Source organism: Haloarcula sp. CGMCC 1.6347, assembly GCF_037078395.1.
GTDB classification, from domain to species: Archaea; Halobacteriota; Halobacteria; order Halobacteriales; family Haloarculaceae; genus Haloarcula; species Haloarcula amylolytica.
The window spans coordinates 313856-333725 of sequence record NZ_JAYMGX010000001.1 but is presented as its reverse complement, the minus strand read 5'-3'; the positions used below and the strand labels follow the sequence as shown (position 1 = coordinate 333725).

The window sequence follows — 19870 nt, the reverse complement described above, 5'->3', positions numbered from 1 at the left end:
GCCCACCGCCCAGGCTTGGTATGGACGAATACGCACGCGACACCAAGGTCGAGTGGCGCGAGTGGGGCACAGCCCCGTTCGAGGACGCCGCCGAGTCGGGGAAGCCGGTGCTGCTGGCGCTGACGGTCCCGTGGAGCGCCGAGTGCCGAGCGATGGACCGGGGCACGTACGGCGAGCCGCGCATCGCGGCCAACATCAACGATGGATTCATTCCGGTTCGTGTCGACGCCGACCGCAATCCGCGCGTCCGCGAGCGGTACACGATGGGTGGGTTCCCGTCGACGGTGTTTCTGACTCCTGACGGCGAGGTTATCACCGGCGCGACGTTCCTCGGGCCGGACGGGTTCCGCGGCATTCTGGACTCCGTGCGAGAGTCGTGGGACGCACAGGGCGCGGCGGCGGGCTCGGTCCCCCGACAGCTTCAGGACGAATCGCCGCCGGCCGGTGAGCTCCGGCCGCGCATCGAGGAGCACATGGTCGAGCAACTGCTGGGCGCGTTCGACGACGAGTTCGGCGGCTGGGGAACCGACGTGAAGTTCCCGCTGCCACGGACCGTCGAGTTCGCTCTCGTCCGGGCGCGAGACCAGGCCACCCGAACACTCGAAGCGATTCGCACGCACCTGCTCGACACCTACGACGGCGGCTTCTTCCGATACTCGACGGAGCGCAACTGGGGGAACCCACGGCGCGAGAAACTGCTGGACGAGAACGCCGCCCTGGTCCGGGCGTTCGCGCACGGCTACCGGTACACCGGGACCGAGGCGTACCGGGACGCCGCCCAGCGGACCGTCGACTACCTCACGACGACGCTGTGGGCCGGCGACGCGTTCGCGGCGAGTCAGGCCGGTTCGGACGAGTACTACCGGCTGGAGCCGACTGAACGCGAAGGGACGGTGTCCCCCAACGTCGACGAGACGGTATTCGCCGACCGGAACGGGCTCGCCATCGATGCCCTGCTGTGGGTCGCTGCCTACACTGACGACGAGCGCGCCCAGCAGTACGCCAGTCGCGCCCGGGACGCTGTCTGTGAGTCACTCGTCGACGACGGCGAAGTCGCCCACTACGACGGCGCGGACAGCGATACCGGCCTGTTGCTGGACCAGGCCCAGCTCCTTCAGGGCCTGACGACGAGCTGGCAGGTCCTCGGTGAGCCGGGGCCGGCCAGAGCTGTCGCCGACTGGACCATCGAGAACCGCCAGCAGGACGGCGGCGCGTTCCGCGACGGACCCGCCAGCGGCGCGGGGCTCTGTAACCGCTCGCTCCATCCGCTCGACGCGACGGTAGAACTGGCCGACGCACTGGTCGACCTCGCGGCACTCACCGGCGAGGGCCGGTACCGTAACGCAGCGCTTTCCGCCGTCGAGTCTTTCGCCGGCGCGGCCGAACGGATGGGCGTCGAGGTCGCCGGCTACGCCGGCGTCGCGGCCCGCCTCCAGCAGCCCCAGACGCTCACGGTCGGCACCGAAGCGGGGACCGACCTCCACCGCGCGGCACTGCGACTGGCCGACCACGAGACCACCGTCGTTCCGGAGCCGGACGGCGACGGCACGGCGCGACTCCTCGACGGGGACGCTATCGTCGCCGAGGGAACGACGCCGACCGACCTCGAAGCCTCGATAACTGGCGAACGCTGACACGAACAACGGCAGCAAACGTGGACAAACGGTAAACCCCCGATAAGTTTTTGCACACGTACCCTGATGTATGGGTATGTCCAGTCTCAGAGATCTCGGCCTCTCCGAGTACGAAGCTAGAGCATACCGGTCGCTACTGGAAACGGGACCGACAACGGCCAAGGAACTGTCGCGGGCCAGCGACGTCCCGATGGGCCGCATCTACGACGTGCTCAACAGCCTCGAAACGTACAATCTCGTCCGCAGCCAGACCGCCAGCCGACCCAAGAAATACGTCGCCGTCGAGCCGGACACGGCCCTCGACCGCCTGCTCGAAGACAAGAAGCGCGAACTCCAGGAGAAGGTCGGCCAGTACGAGGAAATCGTCGACGACCTCTCGTCACAACTAGAGTCGGCAGACCCCGTCGAGGAGCCGTTCTGGACGGCCGCCGTCGGCCCCAACGACTCGCTTGACCTGTTGCTCGAACGGCTGGCTGCCGCCGACGACGAAATCATTATGGTCGGCTCGGCACCCGCCCGGCAAGTGGACATTCTGTCCGGCACCGAGCGGATCGTCGATGAACTCGAAGCGGCGCTGGAACGGGGCGTCGAGGTGTCCCTGCTCGTCCGACCGGATCTGTTCGAGAGCCTTCCCGAGGAGGCCAACCGCGAGTACTACGAGCGCCTCTTCCACTACGACAACTACAGCGCCCGCGCCAGCCCGAACATCAGGACCACGTTCGAACTACTCGACGGTGTCGAGGTCTGTATCGAGGTCCCACACCCACTCGGCCGCGAGGAAACCTTCGGCGTCATCGACATGAAAGACTCCGATTTCACTGCCGATATCAGCCAGGCCTTTGAAGAACACTGGGCCGAAGCGAAGCCGGTCGGCCCGCCGTAGCTGGGTCAGCAGAGGATTAGAACCAGCGTCACAGACGGCGACCGCAATCTCGCGGGTCGCTACGCTCACGGCTTCGCCGTTCGTAACCGAGACGCGGTGCGTCTCGCGCTCCCCGCTCGAATTTCCGAGGACTTCGCTGCGCTCAGTCCTCGCTAACTTCCTGCCGCAGATCGCCCAGCTGCGCCACGCGCTCGGCGTGGGCATTGTGCTGGTGGATTGACTCGTCGTTGGACTGTTTCATCGTCACGACGGCATCGTCCGGCAGGTCCGGGAACGTCTCGACGACGCCCTCGGCGAGCGCACGAACGCAGTCCTCGACGAATTTGGCGTCCTTGTGGGCCTCGTAGGTCATGTGGTCCTCGTCGGGCCGCTTCGCGAGGTTGTAGATGCGGGCACTCATCGAGTCGCGGGCGACTTCGATGAGTTCGTTCAGGTCGACTTCGGGCGCGCCCTCGCTCTGGACTGTGAGCGTGGCGTGGCCGCGCTGTGAGTGGCCGGCCTGCGGGTTCGTTTCGAGGAACTCTTCGATGACGTCGTCGTCGACATCTAGCTGCTGGAGCGTCTCGCGGGCACGGGAGGCTGACATCCCCTGGGAGCACGGGCAGACAGTCATCCCGGTGACGCGAGCGCCGATCTCCTCGCTCGTCCCGTCTTCGGTCGCCGTCGCCGAGGCGATGATATCGGCGGTCGACTGCGTCGGCATCCCGGAGGCCGGCGTGGACTCGTGTGTGACGTACTCCGCTTCCATCCGGACCTCCGCCTTCGTCGTGTAGTCGTGTTTCTCCAGCAGAAGTTCGGCGGCGTCGCCACAGACGTCCTCGACCCGATAGGCTTCCTCGGACACGGCGGTCTCCAGCGTCTCGTCGATGACCTCCATATTGCGGGACATATCGGCCCCCTTTCGCCAAGACGGCAGATCCACGAACACTTCGAACTCCGCCATGAGCACGATGGGGTCGCGGTCACGACGCCCCAGCTTGACGAGTTTCTCGACGCCCGTCACACCGACGCGATTGAGACCGACCGTTACGTCCGGACTCGACGCCTGCACGTCCGGGAGTTGCTGACTCATTGCCCTTCCTATGGAAGAGAATCGGTTAGTGCTTTCGAAAGGGTGGGAAGGTCGCCGTGAGCATCGCCACCGTAGAAACGACCCGCTCCGAACCGGGTCAGAGCTGTGTGTTGTCCGGCATCGATTCACCCGTCTCGAAGTCCCGGAACAGCAACTCGAAGTCAGTGGCGTCGAAGGAATCGGTGATATCGTCAAGCTCCGCCCGGACCTCCGCGAGTTCGGCCTTCAGTTCAGCGAACTCCTCGCTCTCGTCGAGGACGGCCTGTGGTTTCGACGATTCCAGTGCAGCGTATTTCGCCGTGAGCGAGTAGCACTCACGCAGGCGTTCCTCGTAATCGGCGTACAGGAGCAACTGTTCGATTGTCCCGAAGAGGTCCTCCTTCGACACCGGTTTGAGGACGTAGTCATCGAAAGGCATCTCGATGATGTCGAAGTCGGGGTCCACCGCGGTCACCATGGCTACGCGCGTATCGTAGCGTTTCTCACGGATCGCCGACAGCACCTCATCGCCGGAGAGGTCCGGCATCCGCCGATCTAACAAGACAACGTCGACTGCGGAATCGAGCTTCGAAAGGGCGGCCTCACCACTGTATACCGTCTCGACTGTGTACCGGTCCCGCAACTGTTCCGCGTACACGTCGGCCACGGCTGGTTCGTCGTCAACGACGAGGATTGTCGCTTGCCGACCCATTGTCATTAGCTAGCATGTTTAGAACAGAATTGCAAAAGGATTCCGGCTGTCACAAGCCCGTCTACCTTATTATCCAGGCCCTACTGGCCGACGATATCGTCGTACCGCGCTCCGGTCTGTTTGAGCGTCGCCGTCGAGTAGAGTCGGTCGTGTTCGTAGGGGAGGTGTTCGGTGGCGAGTTCGTCTATCTTCTGGTCGACCACACTCGCTTCGCGCCCGTGAATCATGGTAAAGAGATTGTACTGCCAGTCCTGCTCCGGGCGGCGTGGCCGGTGATAACAGAGCGTGACGTAGGGGAGTTCCCCGACTGCCTGTCCCCGCTCGTCGAGGGCGTCGTCCGGCACGTTCCAAACGACCATACAGTTGTTGTCGAACCCGGTGACGATGTGGTTCACGACACAGCCGATGCGCTTGATACAGCCGGTTCGCTGGAGTCGCTTGATAGCCGAGAGTACTTCGGACACGTCGGCATCGACAGCGTCCGCCACGTCCCGGTAGGGCGTCGCGACGAGCGGGAACCCACTCTGGATTTCGAGCAATAATCGCCGGTCCAGTTCCGAGAGGTCGACGGCGGCGTCCTCGCTTATCCGGGTTGCGCTGGCGTCAGTCGTCTCCAGGCTCTCCCGGGCGAACCGGTCGCCGTTGACGACCGGGAACTCCAGATCGATGTAGTAGTCTGTCAACATCGGTAAGACGAGCACCGAACAGCCGGTTCGCTCCTCAATCTCGGCCAGAATCTCGTCGCGTCGCTGTCGGGAGCCTGCAGTGACAACGAACCACATATTCCACTCGTGGTCGCGAGCGTAGTTGTGGTTCACCTGCCGGTACTCGTTGATGATCTCGGCCACCTCGTCGAACCGGTCCTCCGGGGCACTGACAGCGGCCAGCGTCGAAGAGCCGATGACCGGCGGATTCAGAACCGGGCCGAAGCGACGGAAGATGCCGTCGTCACGGAGCGTTTTGACCCGATCAAGTGCTGTCTCTGCCGAAACACCCAGTGCGTCACCGACAGCCTCGAAGGGGCGGTCCTGAATCGGGAAGTCGCTCTGGAACTCGTCGATGAGCGCGGCGTCCACCTCGTCGATGCGCTCGCGCCATTCGCCCGACTGGAGACTCATTGATCCTCGTTAGGAGTGTAATGGTGTATCCCTTTCGGGACCACAGCCAGTTCCCGCAAATTGAGAACGAAACGCAGGGGCTTTTGAACTCTGGCCCGAACACGTTTCCATGGCGCAAGCGACCCGGGAGTACGGCGAATGGCCGCTCAAACGACTCATGACGGAAGTCGTCGGCTCCGGTCACAAATCGGCCGACGATATGTCCCGCACGCAGGCCCGGGAGGCGTTCCGACGCATCCTCGGCGACGAACCCGACCACACGACGCTCGGCGCGTTCTGGCTCGCCAACCGCTGGAAGCGCAACACCCCAGAGGAACTGGCTGCCTATGTCGACGTGATGTCCGAGGAATCGGTCGAGACAGCCACTCCGGACGCTGACCCGGTCGACTGCGGGGCCAACTACGACGGCAAAGGTCGGTCCGCGATTCTCGGCGTCGCCGCGGGCGTCGTCGCCGCCGCCGCGGGCACGCCCGTTGTCGTTCACTCCGGCGACCGCGTCCCCACGCAGAAACAGGACGCCTACAAGCACGTTCTGGACGAACTGGGCGTCCGAACGGAGATCGAATCGAGCGAAAGCGCCGATATGGTCGACGAGGTCGGCTTCGGCTTCTACTACCAGCCGGCGTTCAATCCCGGCATCGACACCCTGTTCGAGCGCCGCGACAACATGGGCGTCCGGACCTTCGTCAACACCGTCGAGACGCTCGCGAACCCGGCCAACGCCAGCGTACATCTCGGCAGCTTCTACCATCTGGCCTTCGCGAAGAAGATGGTACGAACGCTCGTCCAGTCCGAGACCAGCAGCGTCGAGCGCGCCCTGTTCTTCCAGGGAATGGAAGGCTACGACGACGTTCGCCCCGGCGAGACGGTCGTGGCCGAATGGCCCGTTACCGACGAGGAGTCCGACGACGAGGACATCGCGGACTTCGAAATCCGTACCGGCGAGTACGGGATGGACATCGAAAGCGAGGACCTGCAGGTCGACGACATAGCCGGGGAGTCGGCGGCGATAACCGAGGCCGTGCTGGCCGGCGAGCGCGAGGACGGCTTCGCCGACGCTGTCGCGCTCAACGCCGCCCTCCGCATTTACGCCCGCGAGGACGCCGACAGTATTCGGGACGGCCTCGAACAGGCCCGTGAGGCGATTGCTGACGGCAGCGCAGCGGAGATACTCGACGACCTCCGGGCCTTCTAATCCGGCGACGGGGTACGGAGCGGAACCCACTTCTACCGAGCGGGCGAAGTGATTCTGATGGGACAACACGCCAGCGCTCGTGACAGCACTGCGTGGACAGTACCCGCATCGGAAACACCCGGCGTCCACGAGCTGGTCGACACCAACGGTATCAGGCTCCACACCGTGACCGCTGGGCCGCCGGACGGTGACCTCGTCGTCCTGTTGCACGGCTTTCCAGAGTTCTGGTACGCGTGGAAACACCAGATACCGGCGCTCGCCGACGCCGGCTACCGTGTGGTCGCGCCGGACCTCCGGGGGTACAATCACTCCGACAAACCCGACGGCGTCGCGGCGTACCACATCGACGAACTGGTCGCCGACGTCGCGGGCCTCGTTTCGGCGTTCGACCACGAACAGGCCCACGTTGTTGGGCACGACTGGGGCGGCGTCATCGCCTGGCAGACCGCCATCGACCGTCCCGATATCGTCGACCAGCTAGCGGTCCTGAATGCACCCCACCCGTCAGCGTACGAGCGAGAGCTCCGCCGCTCGCTCGACCAGGTTCTGCGGTCCTGGTACGTGCTGTTCTTTCAGCTTCCCGTCCTTCCCGAGGCCAGCCTCCGCTGGAAGGATTGCACCGTGCTGGAGCGCATCCTCGCTGACGGGCCGACCCGCCCCGACGCCTTCACCGATACCGACGTGACGCGGTACAAGCGGGCGCTCGGGCAGCCGGGCGCACGCACGGCCGCGGTCAACTACTACCGGGCACTCGGCCGACGGAACGCAAAGCTGACGCTCACAGCAGGCGGCATCGGCGACCAGCCGGTGACAGCGTCGACGCTCCTTATCTGGGGTGTTCAGGACGACGCGCTCTCGCTCGCCCTGACTGAGGACCTCGACGAGTGGGTCCCGGACTGTCGAGTCAAGCGGCTCCCGGCGGCGAGCCACTGGGTTCAGTTCGACGCCCCCGAGCAGGTGTCGAAGCTGCTACTGTCACACCTGCCGTAGCCCGGAATAGCGAACAGCCGACACTCCCGCTGGCGTGGCGACGTGTCGGGCTCCCGCGACCCGCCACGCGACGGCTACTCAGATCATGGCGGCGATGGCCTCGTATCGGTACTTGAACTCTCGGTCAGTGGGCAAGCTTTTCTGCCGGGCTTCCCTCCGATTGAGTATGAGTGACCTGACTGCGACCCTCCACACGACAGAGGGCGAAATCGAAGTCGAACTGTACGACGAGCGCGTGCCGACCACCGTCGAGAACTTCGTCGGCCTGGCCGAAGGCGCCGACGACTACGACGGGACCGAAGTCGGCCCGGGGACCGGTGCGTGGGAAGACCCCGAATCCGGCGAGAAGCGCATCGACCCACTGTACACCGACATCGACATCCACCGCATCATCAAGGACTTCATGATCCAGATGGGCGACCCGACCGGCACCGGCCGCGGCGGCCCCGGCTACTCCTTCGACGACGAGTTCCACGACGAACTCAGCCACGACGGCCCGGGCGTCCTCAGCATGGCCAACAGCGGCCCGAACACCAACGGCTCGCAGTTCTTCATCACGCTCGACGCCCAGCCCCACCTCGACGGCAAACACGCCGTCTTCGGGAAGGTCATCGACGGGATGGAGGTCGTCGAGTCCATCGGCAGCGTCGACACCGACCGCAACGATGCACCGACCGAGGAGATGCTGCTCGAATCCGTCGAGATTCACCGGTAACCACACAACGTTTTCGTTGTTCCGAGCGAGCAACCGATAGTGGCACACGTCGAGCGACTCACCGTCTACCCCGTCAAGGCACTGGACGGCATGGACTGCGACTCTGTATCGATCCGCCCGGGCGGGACGCTGGCGCACGACCGCGAGTTCGCCATGTTCGATGCCGACGGCGACGTGGTCAACGGGAAGCGGACCGACCGCGTCCACGACACCGACACCAGCTACGACACTGGAACGGGAACGCTGTCGGTCACCACTGATGGCGATAGCGTGTCGTTCGAACTCCGGGATGCGGATGACCGCGCCCGAGCAGCCGAGTGGCTCAGCGCGTTCTTCGACGTGGACCTGACCGTCGAGCGCGACGAAACGCTCGGATACGTCGACCGGCGGGAGATGGGACCGTCGGTCATCAGCACTGCGACGCTTGAGACCGTGGCATCGTGGTTCGACGACGTGACCGTCGAAGGGCTGCGACGGCGGCTCCGCGCGAACGTCGAAATCGGCGGCGTTCCGGCGTTCTGGGAGGACCGCTTCGTCGGTACGGACGCTCCTGCCTTCCGGGCCGGCGGCGTCCGCTTCGAAGGGGTGACGCCCTGCGGTCGCTGTGTCGTCCCCCAGCGGGACCCTGACACCGGTAGGAAAACCCCGGAATTCCGGGAGCGGTTCATCGAACGCCGGCGAGAGACGTTTCCGGAGTGGGCCGACCGGGACGCCTTCGATCACTTCTACACCCTGATGCTCATCGCCCGCGTTCCCGAGGGCGACCGCGGTACGGACCTCGCCGTCGGGGACCTCGTCGAGGTCGTGTCGACGGACGAGACGTAGCGGGCGAACGCGGCCGAGACCGACAATCGAAAGGCGGTCCGCCTCGAACGAGGAGTAATGGCAGACGCGGACGACCCCGTCGACCCGAGCGAGTTCGGCGAACAGGACGGCCCCCCGGTCGAGGAGAAGCCCTACAAGATCATCTTCGAGGCCAACAAGTGCTTCGGCGCGGGCAAGTGCGCCGAGAAGTCACGCAACTGGACGCTCGACTTAGACACCGGCATCGCCAAGCCCGAGGCCTACTTCATCGACGAGGAGGACCTCGATCACAACATCGCGGCCGCGGAGGCCTGCCCGGCGAAGAAAGACCGGGGCATCATCCACGTCATCGACCGGCGAACGAACGAAGAGATCGCCCCGGACCCGAACGGCGACGGGTCACTCTCCGTCGACTGGTAGCGCAGTTTCTGATAGCGACAGCTTTACTGCCACCTATCAGTCCAGTAGTATCCCGTGCGCGCGGTCAGCGACACCGAGAACTCGGTTCTGCGGGGGTGAATCTCCGCCCCCAGAAATCAGCCACCACAGGATATATCATGTAAGATTACTATAGATAATAAACTGAATTTCTTGATGCAAGCAGTTTAATATTTCAAGCTACTGTATGACATAACTTCTATTTATGGGGGGCAATTTGGGTATCAATATGCCACGTTCAAGTAGCATGGAGCGTCGATCGTTTCTGAAAGCGACGGGCAGTGCTGCGGCGGCCGCAGCACTGGCGGGATGTTCAAGTGATAGTGACAGTGACGGAACTGAGGACGAGGCGGGGACCGGAGACGGTATGGACTCGACGGACAGCAGTGGGGGCGATGTCGGGACCGACCTGAAAGAGGACGGTGACCTCTGGCGAGTCAATACGGGGACGATGACGACGATGGACCCGATTGAGGCGACCGACACCCAGTCGGGGATCGTCATCCAGCAGATGTTCGATCCGCTGATGAACTATCCCAACAGCCAGCCCGCTGTAGAGGGGCTTATGGCTGCGGACTACGAAGTATCCGACGACTTCACGACCTATACGTTCCAGTTGAAGGACGCGACGTTCCACAACGGGGACACCGTAACCGCCAGTGACTTCGTCTACGCGTTCGAGCGGCTGACTGCATCTGACAACTCCAGTCGTGCCTACTTCGTTCTGGACTCGCTGGGCGTCACACACGAAACGACGACCGAGACGGTCGACGGCGAAGAACAGGAAGTGTACGAGCCCGGGACACTCGGCGTCACGGCCGTTGACGAAACAACGCTCGAGATCCAGCTAGACGCGCCGTTCGCCTCCACGCTGGAGATGCTCGCGTACTCCTCCTTCTCACCGGTTCCCGAGGGCATGGTCGGCGACATCGAAGGGTACGACGGCGAGGTGAGCCAGGGCGAGTTCTCCAGTTCGAACCCCATCGGGAACGGTCCCTTCGAGTTCGATACGTGGGACTCCGGAACTGAGGCCAGGGTCAGTGCGTACGACGACTACTACGGCGAGAGCCCGAACGTCGACGGCGTCCACTTTGCGGTCATCGAGAACGATTCGGCCAATTACAACTACGCGATGAACCGCAATGCCGACATCTTCGAGCTCCCCACGGCGCAGTACGACCCCGGGAAGGTATCCGTCGAGGAAGAAGACGACCAGGGTCGTCAGATCGGAACCTACGGCGAGTTGCGTAACGGTGCGACGGCCAACTACTCCGGTGTATCGAACATCGGTGTGTTCTATCTCGGCTTTAACATGGCCAGCGTGCCAAAGCCGGTCCGCCAGGCCGTCGCGTACGCCATGAACCAGCACACCGTTGTCGAGCAGGTCTTCAAACAGCGCGGCGAGCCCGCGTACAACTTCACGCCGAAATCTATCTTCCCCGGCGGTGCGCAAAACTACAACGACCGCGCCGAAAACGAGTACCCGTACGGCTACGACGACAGCCAGCTCGGCCAGGCCCGCTCGGTGATGGAAGAGGCCGGCTACGGCGAAAACGAGCGTGTCGCCATCGAGCTGACGATCTACGAGTCCGGTGTCTGGAGCGAAACGGCAAGCATCCTCCGGGACCAGCTTCAGAGCGTCTACATCGACCTCGAAGTCAATCAGGCGCCGTTCAACACGCTGCTCGAACGCGGCCGCAATGGCGAGCTAGAGATGTACTCGCTTGGCTGGGTCGCCGACTGGCCCGCCCCGGACAACTTCCTCCAGCTGCTGAACCCGCCACAGACCGATACGAGCCTCGACTTCCCGATTTCCTACGTCAACTGGCTACCGGAGAACGGCGACGCCGCACAGCAGGCAGAGGAGGCGTACCAGTCGCTCAGCGATAACCCGGCACCGACAGAAGAAGCCCAGGCTGCCCGGAACGAAGCGTATATCAAACTGGAGAACGCGAACTGGGAAGACGTCGCAATGCTGCCGGTGTATCACGAGCTGAGGGAGCTGTTCTGGTACGACCACGTCGACTTTACCCCGCCGGCCGGGATGGGGCCGAGCCGACAGAAGATGAACACTGTGTCTCTCGGAGAGAGAGAGTAGTCCCGTCCCGCTAGCGTTTCGTTTCCGTCACACCCGGTGACGGTACCAAGTTCGCAGCCCTCAAAGATTATGAACTCACAAACACCCGTACAACCGAGACAAGACAAGCCATGAGCCGCTTCACATACCTGTTCAAGCGCGTGGCTCTGTCAATCCCCGTTATCATTTTCGGGACGACAGTAACGTTTGCAATCATCCGGCTGGGGCCGCTCAGCCCCGCGGCGGCGATCCTCGGGCCGCAAGGCGATGCGCGCGCGATTCGACAGATCGAGCAGCGATTGGGATTGAACGACCCCCTCTGGGAGCAGTACTTCGATTTCATGAGTAATCTGTTCCTGTTTGATCTGGGCCAATCGTGGGTCATCAACTCCGGAACGCCGGCCATCGACCTCATCATCAGCTACGCACCACGGACGATCTGGCTCGGGTTCTGGGCGGTCCTGATCGCCCTCGGTATCGGAATCCCGCTCGGCTTCTACGCCGGCCTGAATCCCAATACGTTCTCTGACTACTTCGCTTCCTTCGGTGGGATTGTCTGGCGAGCGATGCCGAACTTCTGGCTTGCGGTGATTCTGGTTACGGTGCTTTCGCAGTCGGAACAGCTGTTCGGGTTCAGCTGGACCAGCTTCATCGTGGAGACCAACGTCGTGACCTCGCCGAACCTCGCGGTACTCAAGAACCCAACGAGATTGTTAACTGACCCGGGACAGGCATGGACTAACCTCGCGAAAGCGACAAAACAGATACTGCCGCCCGCACTGGTGCTCGGGTCCGCGTCGATGGGTACAGAGATGCGCATCGGCCGAACCGCCGTCCTTGAGACAATCAACTCGAAGTACGTCGAAACGGCCAAGGCCAAAGGCGTCTCACCGCGAGTGCTGGTGTGGAAGCACATCTTCCGGAACGCCCTGATCCCGCTCGTGCCGGTCATCACTGCGGAAGCGTTCATCCTGATCGGCGGGTCAGTGCTCGTCGAGACTGTCTTCTCTATCAACGGCATCGGCCTCCTGTTCTTCCGGGCGGCAGAACAGGGTGATCTGCCGCTTGTAGGCACACTGATGTACCTGTTCATCCTGCTTATTGTCGGCCTGAACATCGTACAGGACTTCGCGTACACGATTATCGACCCGCGTGTGGGGTACGACGGATGATGGAAACAGAACTCACCGACGACATCGATCAGCCGTTAAGAGACCGACTCAAAGCACACCCCAGACCGGCATTACTGTGGGCGGCAGGGCTCTGTGTCCTGTTACTGCTCGAAGGCCCGACGTACCTCGACGGGCTGCTCGGCGCGATAGGCGCCGGACTCGCGTTGCTCCCGGGAGCGCCCGGCGCCGAGGCGTTCGCCAGTGCGTCAGCCTTCTTCAGCGAACTGCCGCATCTGTTGAGCCGCGAACTGGTACCCAACCGAGGGTACTACGACGGGAGCGCCTGGCAGGGAACCTTCCTCGGCCTCGAGCCGAAGTACGCGTGGCTCATCCGCTTCCTGCTTGTGTATGCATACGTTGCAGCATTGCTGGGCTGGCTGTGGTACGGCTACGTGCTCTTCCGCCGACACTACCGCGCCGCTAACTGGACGCCGACTGACGACGTCATCGACCGACTCCGAAGCCACTACTGGGGACTGTTCGGACTCGCTGTCGTCGTCTTCTTCATTACGATGGCCGCGTTCGCGCCCGTTGTCGGCCCAACCACGGCCGAAGAGAATATCGAGGGACCGTACTCCCACGATATGAAGTACTACAACGAGGACACGGAGACGGTCGAAACGATTACCATCGGTGAAGCGAACCTCGGTTCCGCTTCCCGCGGTAGCGGGGACAGCAACGTCGGAATCTGGAGTTACGACGACTTCGGGCGGTTCCACCCTGTCGGAACGCTCGTCAGCGGCAAGGACCTGTTCACCTTCCTCGCGTTCGGCGCACGGGTGTCACTGTTCATCGGACTCGGGTCGATGGCGATTGCGGGCTTTATCGCAACGACGCTGGCATTAGTTACCGCCTACTACAAGGGGGTGACCGACCTCATCGTGGTGCTGACCAGTGACTCCGTCCAGGCAATGCCAGCATTGCTGCTGGTGATTCTTGCGACGGTGGTGTTCAGGAACCACTGGATAGCAGAGCTATACAGCGGGGCCATGCTGTTCATCCTCCTGTTCGCGTTGATACGCTGGCCGGGGCTGTGGCGAGCGGTCCGTGGCCCTGCGTTACAGGTCGGCGAACAGGAGTGGGTCGACGCGGCAAAGAGTTACGGCCAGCGACCCACTGTGATTATGCGGAAACATATGGCACCGTATATCCTCGGTTATCTCCTGGTTTACGCCTCCCTGACGCTCGGTGGCGTGATTATTTCCGTCTCTGCCCTGTCGTTCCTCGGACTCGGGATCACCGCCCCGACTCCCGAGTGGGGGCGGGCGATCAACATCGGACAGCAGTACATCGCCAGTCAGTCCTGGCACATCTCGCTCATCCCGGGCATCCTGATTACGCTGGTTGTCACCGGATTCAACGCATTCAGCGACGGGATTCGTGACGCTATCGACCCACAGAGTGAGGGTGCCGAAGGCGGTGCGACTGGCGCGGCCGCCGGAGGTGGTGGCGGATGAGCCACACCGACGACGGCGAACCGCTGCTGGCCGTTGACAACCTCCGAACCGTGTTCCACAGCGAGCGAGAGGAGATCCGCGCTGTCGACGGCGTTTCGTTCGACATCGAGCGCGGCGAGACGCTCGGTATCGTCGGCGAATCCGGCTCTGGCAAGAGTGTCACCGCACGCTCGATAATGGGACTGGTCGACAGTCCGGGCGAAATCCGCGAGGAGTCGTCTATCCGATTAGACGGGAGAGAGCTGACGACGCTTTCGGAAAAGCAGTATCGGTCAGTTCGTGGCGGGGACATCGCGATGGTGTTTCAGGACCCGCTGAGCTCGCTCAACCCGGTGTACACTGTCGGGAACCAGATCATCGAGGCGCTGGAGCTCCACCGTGGTATGGAAGGCACCGAAGCCAAGTCGGAAGCCATCGAACTGTTGCGTGCAGTCGGCATCCCCGACGCGGCACGGCGTGTGGACGAGTTCCCCCACGAGTTCTCCGGCGGGATGCGCCAGCGAGCCGTCATCGCGATGGCACTGGCCTGTGACCCCGACCTGCTCATCTGTGATGAGCCGACGACAGCGCTCGATGTCACCATTCAGGCCCAGATTCTGGACCTGCTACAGGAAATCCAGACGGAGCGTGACATCGGTATCATGTTCATTACGCACGACATGGGCGTCATCGCGGAGGTCGCCGACCGCGTCGCCGTGATGTACGCCGGGGAAGTCGTCGAGAAAGCACCCGTAGAGGAACTGTTCGCGAACCCACACCACCCATACACGCAGGGACTACTGCAGAGTATTCCCGGTCGGAACCCCAGTACGGATCGGCTGCCCACTATCGAAGGGGACGTGCCGACGCCACACGAATCGGCGTCGTACTGCCGGTTCGTCAGCCGGTGCCCGAAGGGCTTCGACGAGTGTGAGCGGGTCCATCCCGCCCATGTGGAGGTCGGCGAATCAGCAGACCACACCGCCGCTTGTCTCCTGTATCCCGAAGATATGCCTACCGACGACACTGTGACACACCACGAAGAGAACGCAGACCAGACGGGCGCCGAGGCAAGCGAAGCGCTGTCGGCGGACGACTGGCCGGCTGAGCGCCGAAAAGCCGGTGAGGATACCGGCCCGGCCGGGTCCGAAGACAGCGATGCCAGGGCTGATGGTGGCCACAGCCACAGTGCCGGAGACACCGGCGGACAACTGGAGGGAGGTGACACAGATGAGTGAATCAATCGTCGATACTGTGTCACACCAGACCGGCGAGACGTTGCTCGATGTGCAGGACCTGAAGACGTACTACGAAGGCGGTGGACTGTTCGGTGGGGACCCGGTGAAAGCCGTCGACGGCGTGAACTTCGAGATCGCGCGCGGCGAGACGTTCGGGCTGGTCGGTGAATCCGGCTGTGGCAAGACGACTCTCGGTCGGACGCTCATCCAACTGGAGACCGCCACGTCCGGGACGGTCTCCTTCGATGGAACCGATATAACCGAACTCAGCGGCGGCGACCTCAAGCAGTGGCGCCGCAACGCCCAGATGGTGTTTCAGGACCCCGAATCGAGCCTCAACGACCGGATGACTGTCGGCGAGATCATCCGCGAGCCGCTGGACGTCCACGAACAGGGGACGGCCCGCGAGCGTCGGGAGAAGGTGCGGACACTGCTCGACGAGGTCGGGCTCATGCCGGAGCACTACTACCGGTATCCCCACCAGTTCTCCGGCGGGCAGCGACAGCGTATCGGCATCGCTCGGGCACTCGCGCTCGAACCGGAGTTCGTCGTCCTCGACGAACCCGTGTCGGCACTCGACGTGTCCGTCCAGGCCCAGATACTCAATCTGCTGGAGGAACTTCAGGAGGAGTTCGGTCTCACGTACCTCTTCATCGCGCACGACCTGAGCGTGGTCCGGCACATCTGTGACCGCGTCGGGGTGATGTATCTCGGGAACCTCATGGAGGTCGGGCCGACGGAACAGCTGTTCCAGAACCCGGAAAACCCCTACACGCGCGCACTGCTGTCCGCGATTCCGGAACCGGATCCGACGGCCCAGGCGGACCGGATTACCCTGCCTGGCTCACCGCCGAGTCCACGGGACCCGCCGGAGGGGTGCCCCTTCGCAACGCGGTGTCCCGTCCGGATTCGGCCCGAAGACATAGACGCTAGCGACGAAGTGTGGGACCGTATCCGGGAGTTCCGTGACGTCATTCGTGAGCGGTCCCGCGCGGAACAGTCGATCGGTGAGCGGCTCAAGGAACGGCTCGGGTTCGAGACCGCGTTGGCCGACGGCGATGAGATCGTCGACGAGGAGTTCAGCGACGTGGACCTCCCGCCGGACGTGCGAGAGCACGTCGAACAGGCTGTGACGTATCTCAGTGATGGAGACCCCGACGCTGCACGGGCCTACCTCAAGGAAGCGTTCGGCAGTCGGTGTGACACCGAAACGCCGCAGTACTACGATGTCGACGACAGACGGACGAGTTTCTGTCACCGGCACGCGACGGACCACGACGCTCCCGGCGAAGAACTGCGTCGCCGTGGCTACGACACGCACGATGGATAACCTGGCGGGGAAGGTACTCGATCTGCTGTGGTACGCCCTCGGCGTCACACTCACAGCAACGCTTATCGGTGGCGTGCTCTCGCCGCTCCGTGGCGGTGGCTGGGTGACGGTGAAGTTCGTGCTGTTTTTTATCGGCTTCGCGCTGTTCGGCTACGCATCGATCACCCTGTGGCGCGCGCCGTCCCTCGATTCCGACGAGTCTGATGAGTCCGGCGTGTCGTTCGGCGTGTCAGCGCGGGAGCGGACGCCGTTCGAGTCGGTGTTGGCCCGCGTCGTGCCGCCACTCGACACGCTCGCCCCGCCCGAAGACCGGCTCTCACCGCCGGTGAAGCTCTTCGTCGCGAGTCTGTTCGTCCTCGGGCTTTCACTGAGCATGGAGGTCGTCTTCGGCGTCCAGTGACACCACCATTTACCTCCCGCGGGCGTAACGACAGGATATGGTTAAGACAGGTGGCGAGGGGACAGACGACCTCGAACGGCTTGCCGCCGGTTCGGACGACCGCAAAGCATCGTGGAAACAGACGCTGGAAGAGACACAGGCGCTGGCTGACCAGCGGCGCGCTAACGGCCGCGAGGCCGTCGTCGTCCCGGCCGGGGACGCGGGCCTGCAGACAGTCGACGACGGTGACGGACTCGAACTCGTGTTCGTCATTCCGGGTAACAAGGCCGAGGAAGTGACGCGGCTGGTCGAATCGAACCCCCTCGAAGCGTACGACGTGTACCGGCGGACGGTCGGGCAGCAGGTGTTTCTGGCCGTCGAGTACTTCGATCCGGACGCCGCCTCGCTGTTCATCGCTGGCGCGTACAAACTCCAGGATGCCGGGAACGCGGTTACCGCCGCGAACGACGGTGCGACGTTCCAGACGTTGCTCAGGAAACTGGACGGGACGCCGGTCGCAACGTTCGACCACGCCGACCGGACGAAGTTCCTCCCGACCGACAGGCTCCCAGTCGAGGAGTAGGGCGGGTGTCTGAGGGGAAGTGACAGCTGAATCAGTGTGTCACGGTCGCTATCGAGTTCCGCCGACCTGACTGTGGTGGGACGCGATAGGACACCTCGCAGTCCGAGACCGAAAGGACCATTCACTAGCCCCCGCAGAGTTCAATCTGCGCGAGGGTAGCCGAGCTTGGCCAAAGGCGGTGGGCTTAAGACCCGCTCCCGTAGGGGTCCGTGGGTTCGAATCCCATCCCTCGCATTCTGTTGCGAACAATCCGTGAGCAACGAATGTCATCGTGGGATTCGAATCACGGAAATCCGAACGAAGTGAGGATTTGCATCGGGTTCGAATCCCATCCCTCGGATTCTGCGACGAGTGGACACGAGGAGCGATGCGAGTGGGGTGCAGATTGCCACCGGACGCTGTGCGCCTGCGATAGTCGCTACAGTAGTCCACAAGAGACAACTTTGGCCGCTGATCTGTGACACACTTGACAGCCTGACTTGGCACAGATGTGGCACAGCTGCGTCGGTCACAGATTCGGGTGTGACGCTCAGACAGTAGCGTCGAGTGGCTAGCAATTCGAACGGAGACGAACCGGACACGACGCGTTTTTGCACGTCTGTGGCCTATACCGGCGTAATGACTGATGTGCCAGACGACGTTGCCGAAGCGTTCGACCGACACGATGCGCTCGTCCCGGCCGGGGATAGCTACGCTGTCGAGACGACGAACTTCGACGGTCGTGTGACCGCGACTGCGGGCGAGGAGTGGCGGACGAACTACGAGGTGACGGTTAGAGCGCCGTCGCTACAGGCCGCGACAAGCGACGAGGTCGGTGACGCCGTCATCGACGGCTGGTTCGAGACACTGGAGCGGCGGCTCGAGGACGCGCCGAAAGCGACCCGGACATCTGTCGAACTGGACGATTACAGCGTCGTCGAGGACGACGAACAGGTCGTCGTCACGTTCGGGTACACGATGGGCGGCGAACGGCAAGCCGCAGACGTTGCCAAGACCTTCGTCGAGTACGTCGAAGGGACGTACGTCGAGGGCGTCATTCCCGGCTACGACTACGTTGGCGTCGTGGCTGACCTGCTCGATTCGGCGAGTACCGGCGGGAGCGAAGGCACCCGCGGCGGGACGCCGCTGTAGCTATACGGTTCAGAGCGCCGAAAACCGTGGCCGCGTCGTTTAGTCCATCGCGATGTAGGTCTGTGTCGTTTCGACGCCCTGGATTTCCTGGATATGTGTCGCTGCGACGTCCTTGACTTCGGCGGGCGTCTCCACGTTCACTTTTGCGATGAAGTCGACGTCACCGGCGACGATGTGGGCCTCGGCAACGCCGTCGACGGCTTCGATATCACTTTTCAGACGGTCCGCATCACCGGTGTGGGCTTTAACCATCACGTACGCAATAACCATGTTCAGGCACCTCCAAGCGCGGTCGCGGGCTCTGATTCACCGACAACGATACTACGGACGTCGGAGAGCGTCTCGAAGTCGGCCAGTATCACGACCCGGTCGCCGGCCTCCAGTGTTTCGTCCGGGTCGGGAATGGCGAGCGGGGCTTCGCCTTTCCCGTGCGCCATCAGTCGGGAATTCGACGGAAGCTCCAACTCCGACAGTGAGTACCCCTCCATCGGCGATTGCTTCTGGATGGTGAACTCCACGAGCTGGAGGTTCTGTGCGATGTCGGCGACTGCGCGGATGTTCCCGCCCAGCAGCGCGTTCTTCGCGGCGATAGCGCCCAGCCGTTCGGGGTAGATGACCTCGTCGACGTCGGAGGCGTAGCGTCGGTAGATCTCCTCGCGGTAGTCCTCGTCGATGCGCATAACGGTTCGACAGCCGTGTTCCTTGGCGATCATACAGGCGACGAAGTTGTCGTTCAGGTCGCCGGTGAGCGCGCCGAGCGCGTCGGCAGCTTCGAGGTCGGCGCCACCGAGCGTCTCCTCGATAGCGCCGTCACCCGCGATCACCTCGAAGCCAGCCGTCCGCGCGCGCTCGACCGCGTTCTCATCGCGTTCGATGAGGACAACTTCGTGGCCACTCTCTTGCAGGACGCGAGCCGTCCGCAGTCCGACACGACCTGCACCCACGATAACGAATCGCATACACGCTCCTATGGGGCGGGGGTGA

At 63.1% G+C, this 19870-nt stretch carries 20 protein-coding genes and 1 tRNA gene; 16 read left to right on the top strand and 5 right to left on the bottom strand.

All coding sequences use genetic code 11. The annotated features are described in order from the left end of the window. Nucleotides 1-20 precede the first annotated feature (20 nt). Together VI340_RS01805 and VI340_RS01800 are read left to right on the top strand one after the other, a co-directional pair. The gene (locus VI340_RS01805; protein WP_336330594.1) at nt 21-1634 is read left to right on the top strand and encodes a DUF255 domain-containing protein; all 1614 of its coding nucleotides are present in this window, start codon (nt 21-23) and stop codon (nt 1632-1634) included. 76 nt (nt 1635-1710) lie between these two features. Beyond that, complete coding sequence (locus tag VI340_RS01800; RefSeq protein ID WP_008310877.1) at nt 1711-2517, top strand: TrmB family transcriptional regulator; 807 nt, start codon at nt 1711-1713, stop codon at nt 2515-2517. A gap of 142 nt (nt 2518-2659) precedes the next feature. Here the strand turns inward: VI340_RS01800 and mptA are convergent, their stop codons facing one another. From mptA to ahbB, 3 genes are all read right to left on the bottom strand, one after another. Next, nucleotides 2660-3589, bottom strand: coding sequence for a GTP cyclohydrolase MptA (gene mptA / locus VI340_RS01795; RefSeq protein WP_008310878.1), 930 nt, complete (start codon nt 3587-3589; stop codon nt 2660-2662). Between the two features lie 97 nt (nt 3590-3686). Beyond that, a complete protein-coding gene (locus VI340_RS01790; RefSeq protein ID WP_049942967.1) occupies nt 3687-4286 on the bottom strand; it encodes a response regulator in 600 nt (199 codons plus the stop codon). Between the two features lie 74 nt (nt 4287-4360). Next, entirely contained in the window at nt 4361-5398 is a 1038-nt protein-coding gene (gene ahbB / locus VI340_RS01785; protein ID WP_008310881.1) for a siroheme decarboxylase subunit beta, read from the bottom strand. Nucleotides 5399-5507: 109 nt separating this feature from the next. Between ahbB and VI340_RS01780 the strand changes: the two genes are divergently transcribed. From VI340_RS01780 to VI340_RS01715, 14 genes are all read left to right on the top strand, one after another. Next, a complete protein-coding gene (locus VI340_RS01780) occupies nt 5508-6593 on the top strand; it encodes an anthranilate phosphoribosyltransferase (protein ID WP_336357650.1) in 1086 nt (361 codons plus the stop codon). Between the two features lie 57 nt (nt 6594-6650). Continuing rightward, nucleotides 6651-7583 (top strand): alpha/beta fold hydrolase, encoded by a 933-nt coding sequence (locus VI340_RS01775; protein WP_336357649.1) that lies wholly within the window; start codon nt 6651-6653, stop codon nt 7581-7583. Nucleotides 7584-7749: 166 nt separating this feature from the next. Further along, on the top strand, nt 7750-8298 hold the full coding sequence (locus VI340_RS01770) for a peptidylprolyl isomerase (RefSeq protein WP_008310888.1): 549 nt from the start codon (nt 7750-7752) through the stop codon (nt 8296-8298). A 39-nt stretch (nt 8299-8337) separates the two neighbouring features. Further along, nucleotides 8338-9123, top strand: coding sequence for an MOSC domain-containing protein (locus VI340_RS01765; RefSeq protein WP_008310890.1), 786 nt, complete (start codon nt 8338-8340; stop codon nt 9121-9123). 57 nt (nt 9124-9180) lie between these two features. Next, nucleotides 9181-9522, top strand: a complete 342-nt coding sequence (locus tag VI340_RS01760) for a ferredoxin (RefSeq protein ID WP_336330599.1) — start codon at nt 9181-9183, stop codon at nt 9520-9522. 265 nt (nt 9523-9787) lie between these two features. Further along, nucleotides 9788-11638, top strand: coding sequence for an ABC transporter substrate-binding protein (locus VI340_RS01755; protein ID WP_336330639.1), 1851 nt, complete (start codon nt 9788-9790; stop codon nt 11636-11638). A 110-nt stretch (nt 11639-11748) separates the two neighbouring features. Further along, complete coding sequence (locus tag VI340_RS01750) at nt 11749-12789, top strand: ABC transporter permease (RefSeq protein ID WP_336357648.1); 1041 nt, start codon at nt 11749-11751, stop codon at nt 12787-12789. Further along, nucleotides 12789-14246: an ABC transporter permease gene (locus tag VI340_RS01745; protein ID WP_008310896.1), complete on the top strand. Its 1458-nt coding sequence runs from the start codon at nt 12789-12791 to the stop codon at nt 14244-14246. The genes VI340_RS01750 and VI340_RS01745 overlap by 1 nt, the downstream gene beginning before the upstream one ends. Beyond that, nucleotides 14243-15463, top strand: a complete 1221-nt coding sequence (locus tag VI340_RS01740; RefSeq protein ID WP_336357647.1) for an ABC transporter ATP-binding protein — start codon at nt 14243-14245, stop codon at nt 15461-15463. The genes VI340_RS01745 and VI340_RS01740 overlap by 4 nt, the downstream gene beginning before the upstream one ends. Then, entirely contained in the window at nt 15456-16793 is a 1338-nt protein-coding gene (locus VI340_RS01735; RefSeq protein ID WP_008310900.1) for an ABC transporter ATP-binding protein, read from the top strand. The genes VI340_RS01740 and VI340_RS01735 overlap by 8 nt, the downstream gene beginning before the upstream one ends. Continuing rightward, nucleotides 16786-17193, top strand: coding sequence for a DUF7555 family protein (locus VI340_RS01730; protein WP_336357646.1), 408 nt, complete (start codon nt 16786-16788; stop codon nt 17191-17193). Before VI340_RS01735 ends, VI340_RS01730 begins: the two co-directional genes overlap by 8 nt. 37 nt (nt 17194-17230) lie before the next feature. Then, nucleotides 17231-17755: a DUF7529 family protein gene (locus tag VI340_RS01725; protein WP_008310904.1), complete on the top strand. Its 525-nt coding sequence runs from the start codon at nt 17231-17233 to the stop codon at nt 17753-17755. A 149-nt stretch (nt 17756-17904) separates the two neighbouring features. Next, nucleotides 17905-17989, top strand: a tRNA-Leu gene (locus tag VI340_RS01720). A 384-nt stretch (nt 17990-18373) separates the two neighbouring features. Continuing rightward, nucleotides 18374-18886 (top strand): DUF5813 family protein, encoded by a 513-nt coding sequence (locus tag VI340_RS01715; RefSeq protein ID WP_008310907.1) that lies wholly within the window; start codon nt 18374-18376, stop codon nt 18884-18886. Between the two features lie 39 nt (nt 18887-18925). Here the strand turns inward: VI340_RS01715 and VI340_RS01710 are convergent, their stop codons facing one another. Beyond that, nucleotides 18926-19156, bottom strand: coding sequence for an Lrp/AsnC family transcriptional regulator (locus tag VI340_RS01710; RefSeq protein WP_008310909.1), 231 nt, complete (start codon nt 19154-19156; stop codon nt 18926-18928). Between the two features lie 2 nt (nt 19157-19158). Further along, on the bottom strand, nt 19159-19845 hold the full coding sequence (locus tag VI340_RS01705) for a potassium channel family protein (RefSeq protein ID WP_008310911.1): 687 nt from the start codon (nt 19843-19845) through the stop codon (nt 19159-19161). Nucleotides 19846-19870: the final 25 nt, after the last annotated feature.

Excerpts from the sequence above, each read along its gene's own strand:
- VI340_RS01805 (WP_336330594.1), top strand. The coding sequence starts at position 21 with ATGGACGAATACGCACGCGACACCAAGGTCGAGTGGCGCGAGTGGGGC.
- VI340_RS01800 (WP_008310877.1), top strand. The coding sequence starts at position 1,711 with ATGTCCAGTCTCAGAGATCTCGGCCTCTCCGAGTACGAAGCTAGAGCA.
- mptA (WP_008310878.1), bottom strand. The coding sequence starts at position 3,589 with ATGAGTCAGCAACTCCCGGACGTGCAGGCGTCGAGTCCGGACGTAACG.
- VI340_RS01790 (WP_049942967.1), bottom strand. The coding sequence starts at position 4,286 with ATGACAATGGGTCGGCAAGCGACAATCCTCGTCGTTGACGACGAACCA.
- ahbB (WP_008310881.1), bottom strand. The coding sequence starts at position 5,398 with ATGAGTCTCCAGTCGGGCGAATGGCGCGAGCGCATCGACGAGGTGGAC.
- VI340_RS01780 (WP_336357650.1), top strand. The coding sequence starts at position 5,508 with ATGGCGCAAGCGACCCGGGAGTACGGCGAATGGCCGCTCAAACGACTC.
- VI340_RS01775 (WP_336357649.1), top strand. The coding sequence starts at position 6,651 with ATGGGACAACACGCCAGCGCTCGTGACAGCACTGCGTGGACAGTACCC.
- VI340_RS01770 (WP_008310888.1), top strand. The coding sequence starts at position 7,750 with ATGAGTGACCTGACTGCGACCCTCCACACGACAGAGGGCGAAATCGAA.
- VI340_RS01760 (WP_336330599.1), top strand. The coding sequence starts at position 9,181 with ATGGCAGACGCGGACGACCCCGTCGACCCGAGCGAGTTCGGCGAACAG.
- VI340_RS01755 (WP_336330639.1), top strand. The coding sequence starts at position 9,788 with ATGGAGCGTCGATCGTTTCTGAAAGCGACGGGCAGTGCTGCGGCGGCC.
- VI340_RS01750 (WP_336357648.1), top strand. The coding sequence starts at position 11,749 with ATGAGCCGCTTCACATACCTGTTCAAGCGCGTGGCTCTGTCAATCCCC.
- VI340_RS01745 (WP_008310896.1), top strand. The coding sequence starts at position 12,789 with ATGGAAACAGAACTCACCGACGACATCGATCAGCCGTTAAGAGACCGA.
- VI340_RS01740 (WP_336357647.1), top strand. The coding sequence starts at position 14,243 with ATGAGCCACACCGACGACGGCGAACCGCTGCTGGCCGTTGACAACCTC.
- VI340_RS01735 (WP_008310900.1), top strand. The coding sequence starts at position 15,456 with ATGAGTGAATCAATCGTCGATACTGTGTCACACCAGACCGGCGAGACG.
- VI340_RS01730 (WP_336357646.1), top strand. The coding sequence starts at position 16,786 with ATGGATAACCTGGCGGGGAAGGTACTCGATCTGCTGTGGTACGCCCTC.
- VI340_RS01725 (WP_008310904.1), top strand. The coding sequence starts at position 17,231 with ATGGTTAAGACAGGTGGCGAGGGGACAGACGACCTCGAACGGCTTGCC.
- VI340_RS01715 (WP_008310907.1), top strand. The coding sequence starts at position 18,374 with ATGACTGATGTGCCAGACGACGTTGCCGAAGCGTTCGACCGACACGAT.
- VI340_RS01710 (WP_008310909.1), bottom strand. The coding sequence starts at position 19,156 with ATGGTTATTGCGTACGTGATGGTTAAAGCCCACACCGGTGATGCGGAC.
- VI340_RS01705 (WP_008310911.1), bottom strand. The coding sequence starts at position 19,845 with ATGCGATTCGTTATCGTGGGTGCAGGTCGTGTCGGACTGCGGACGGCT.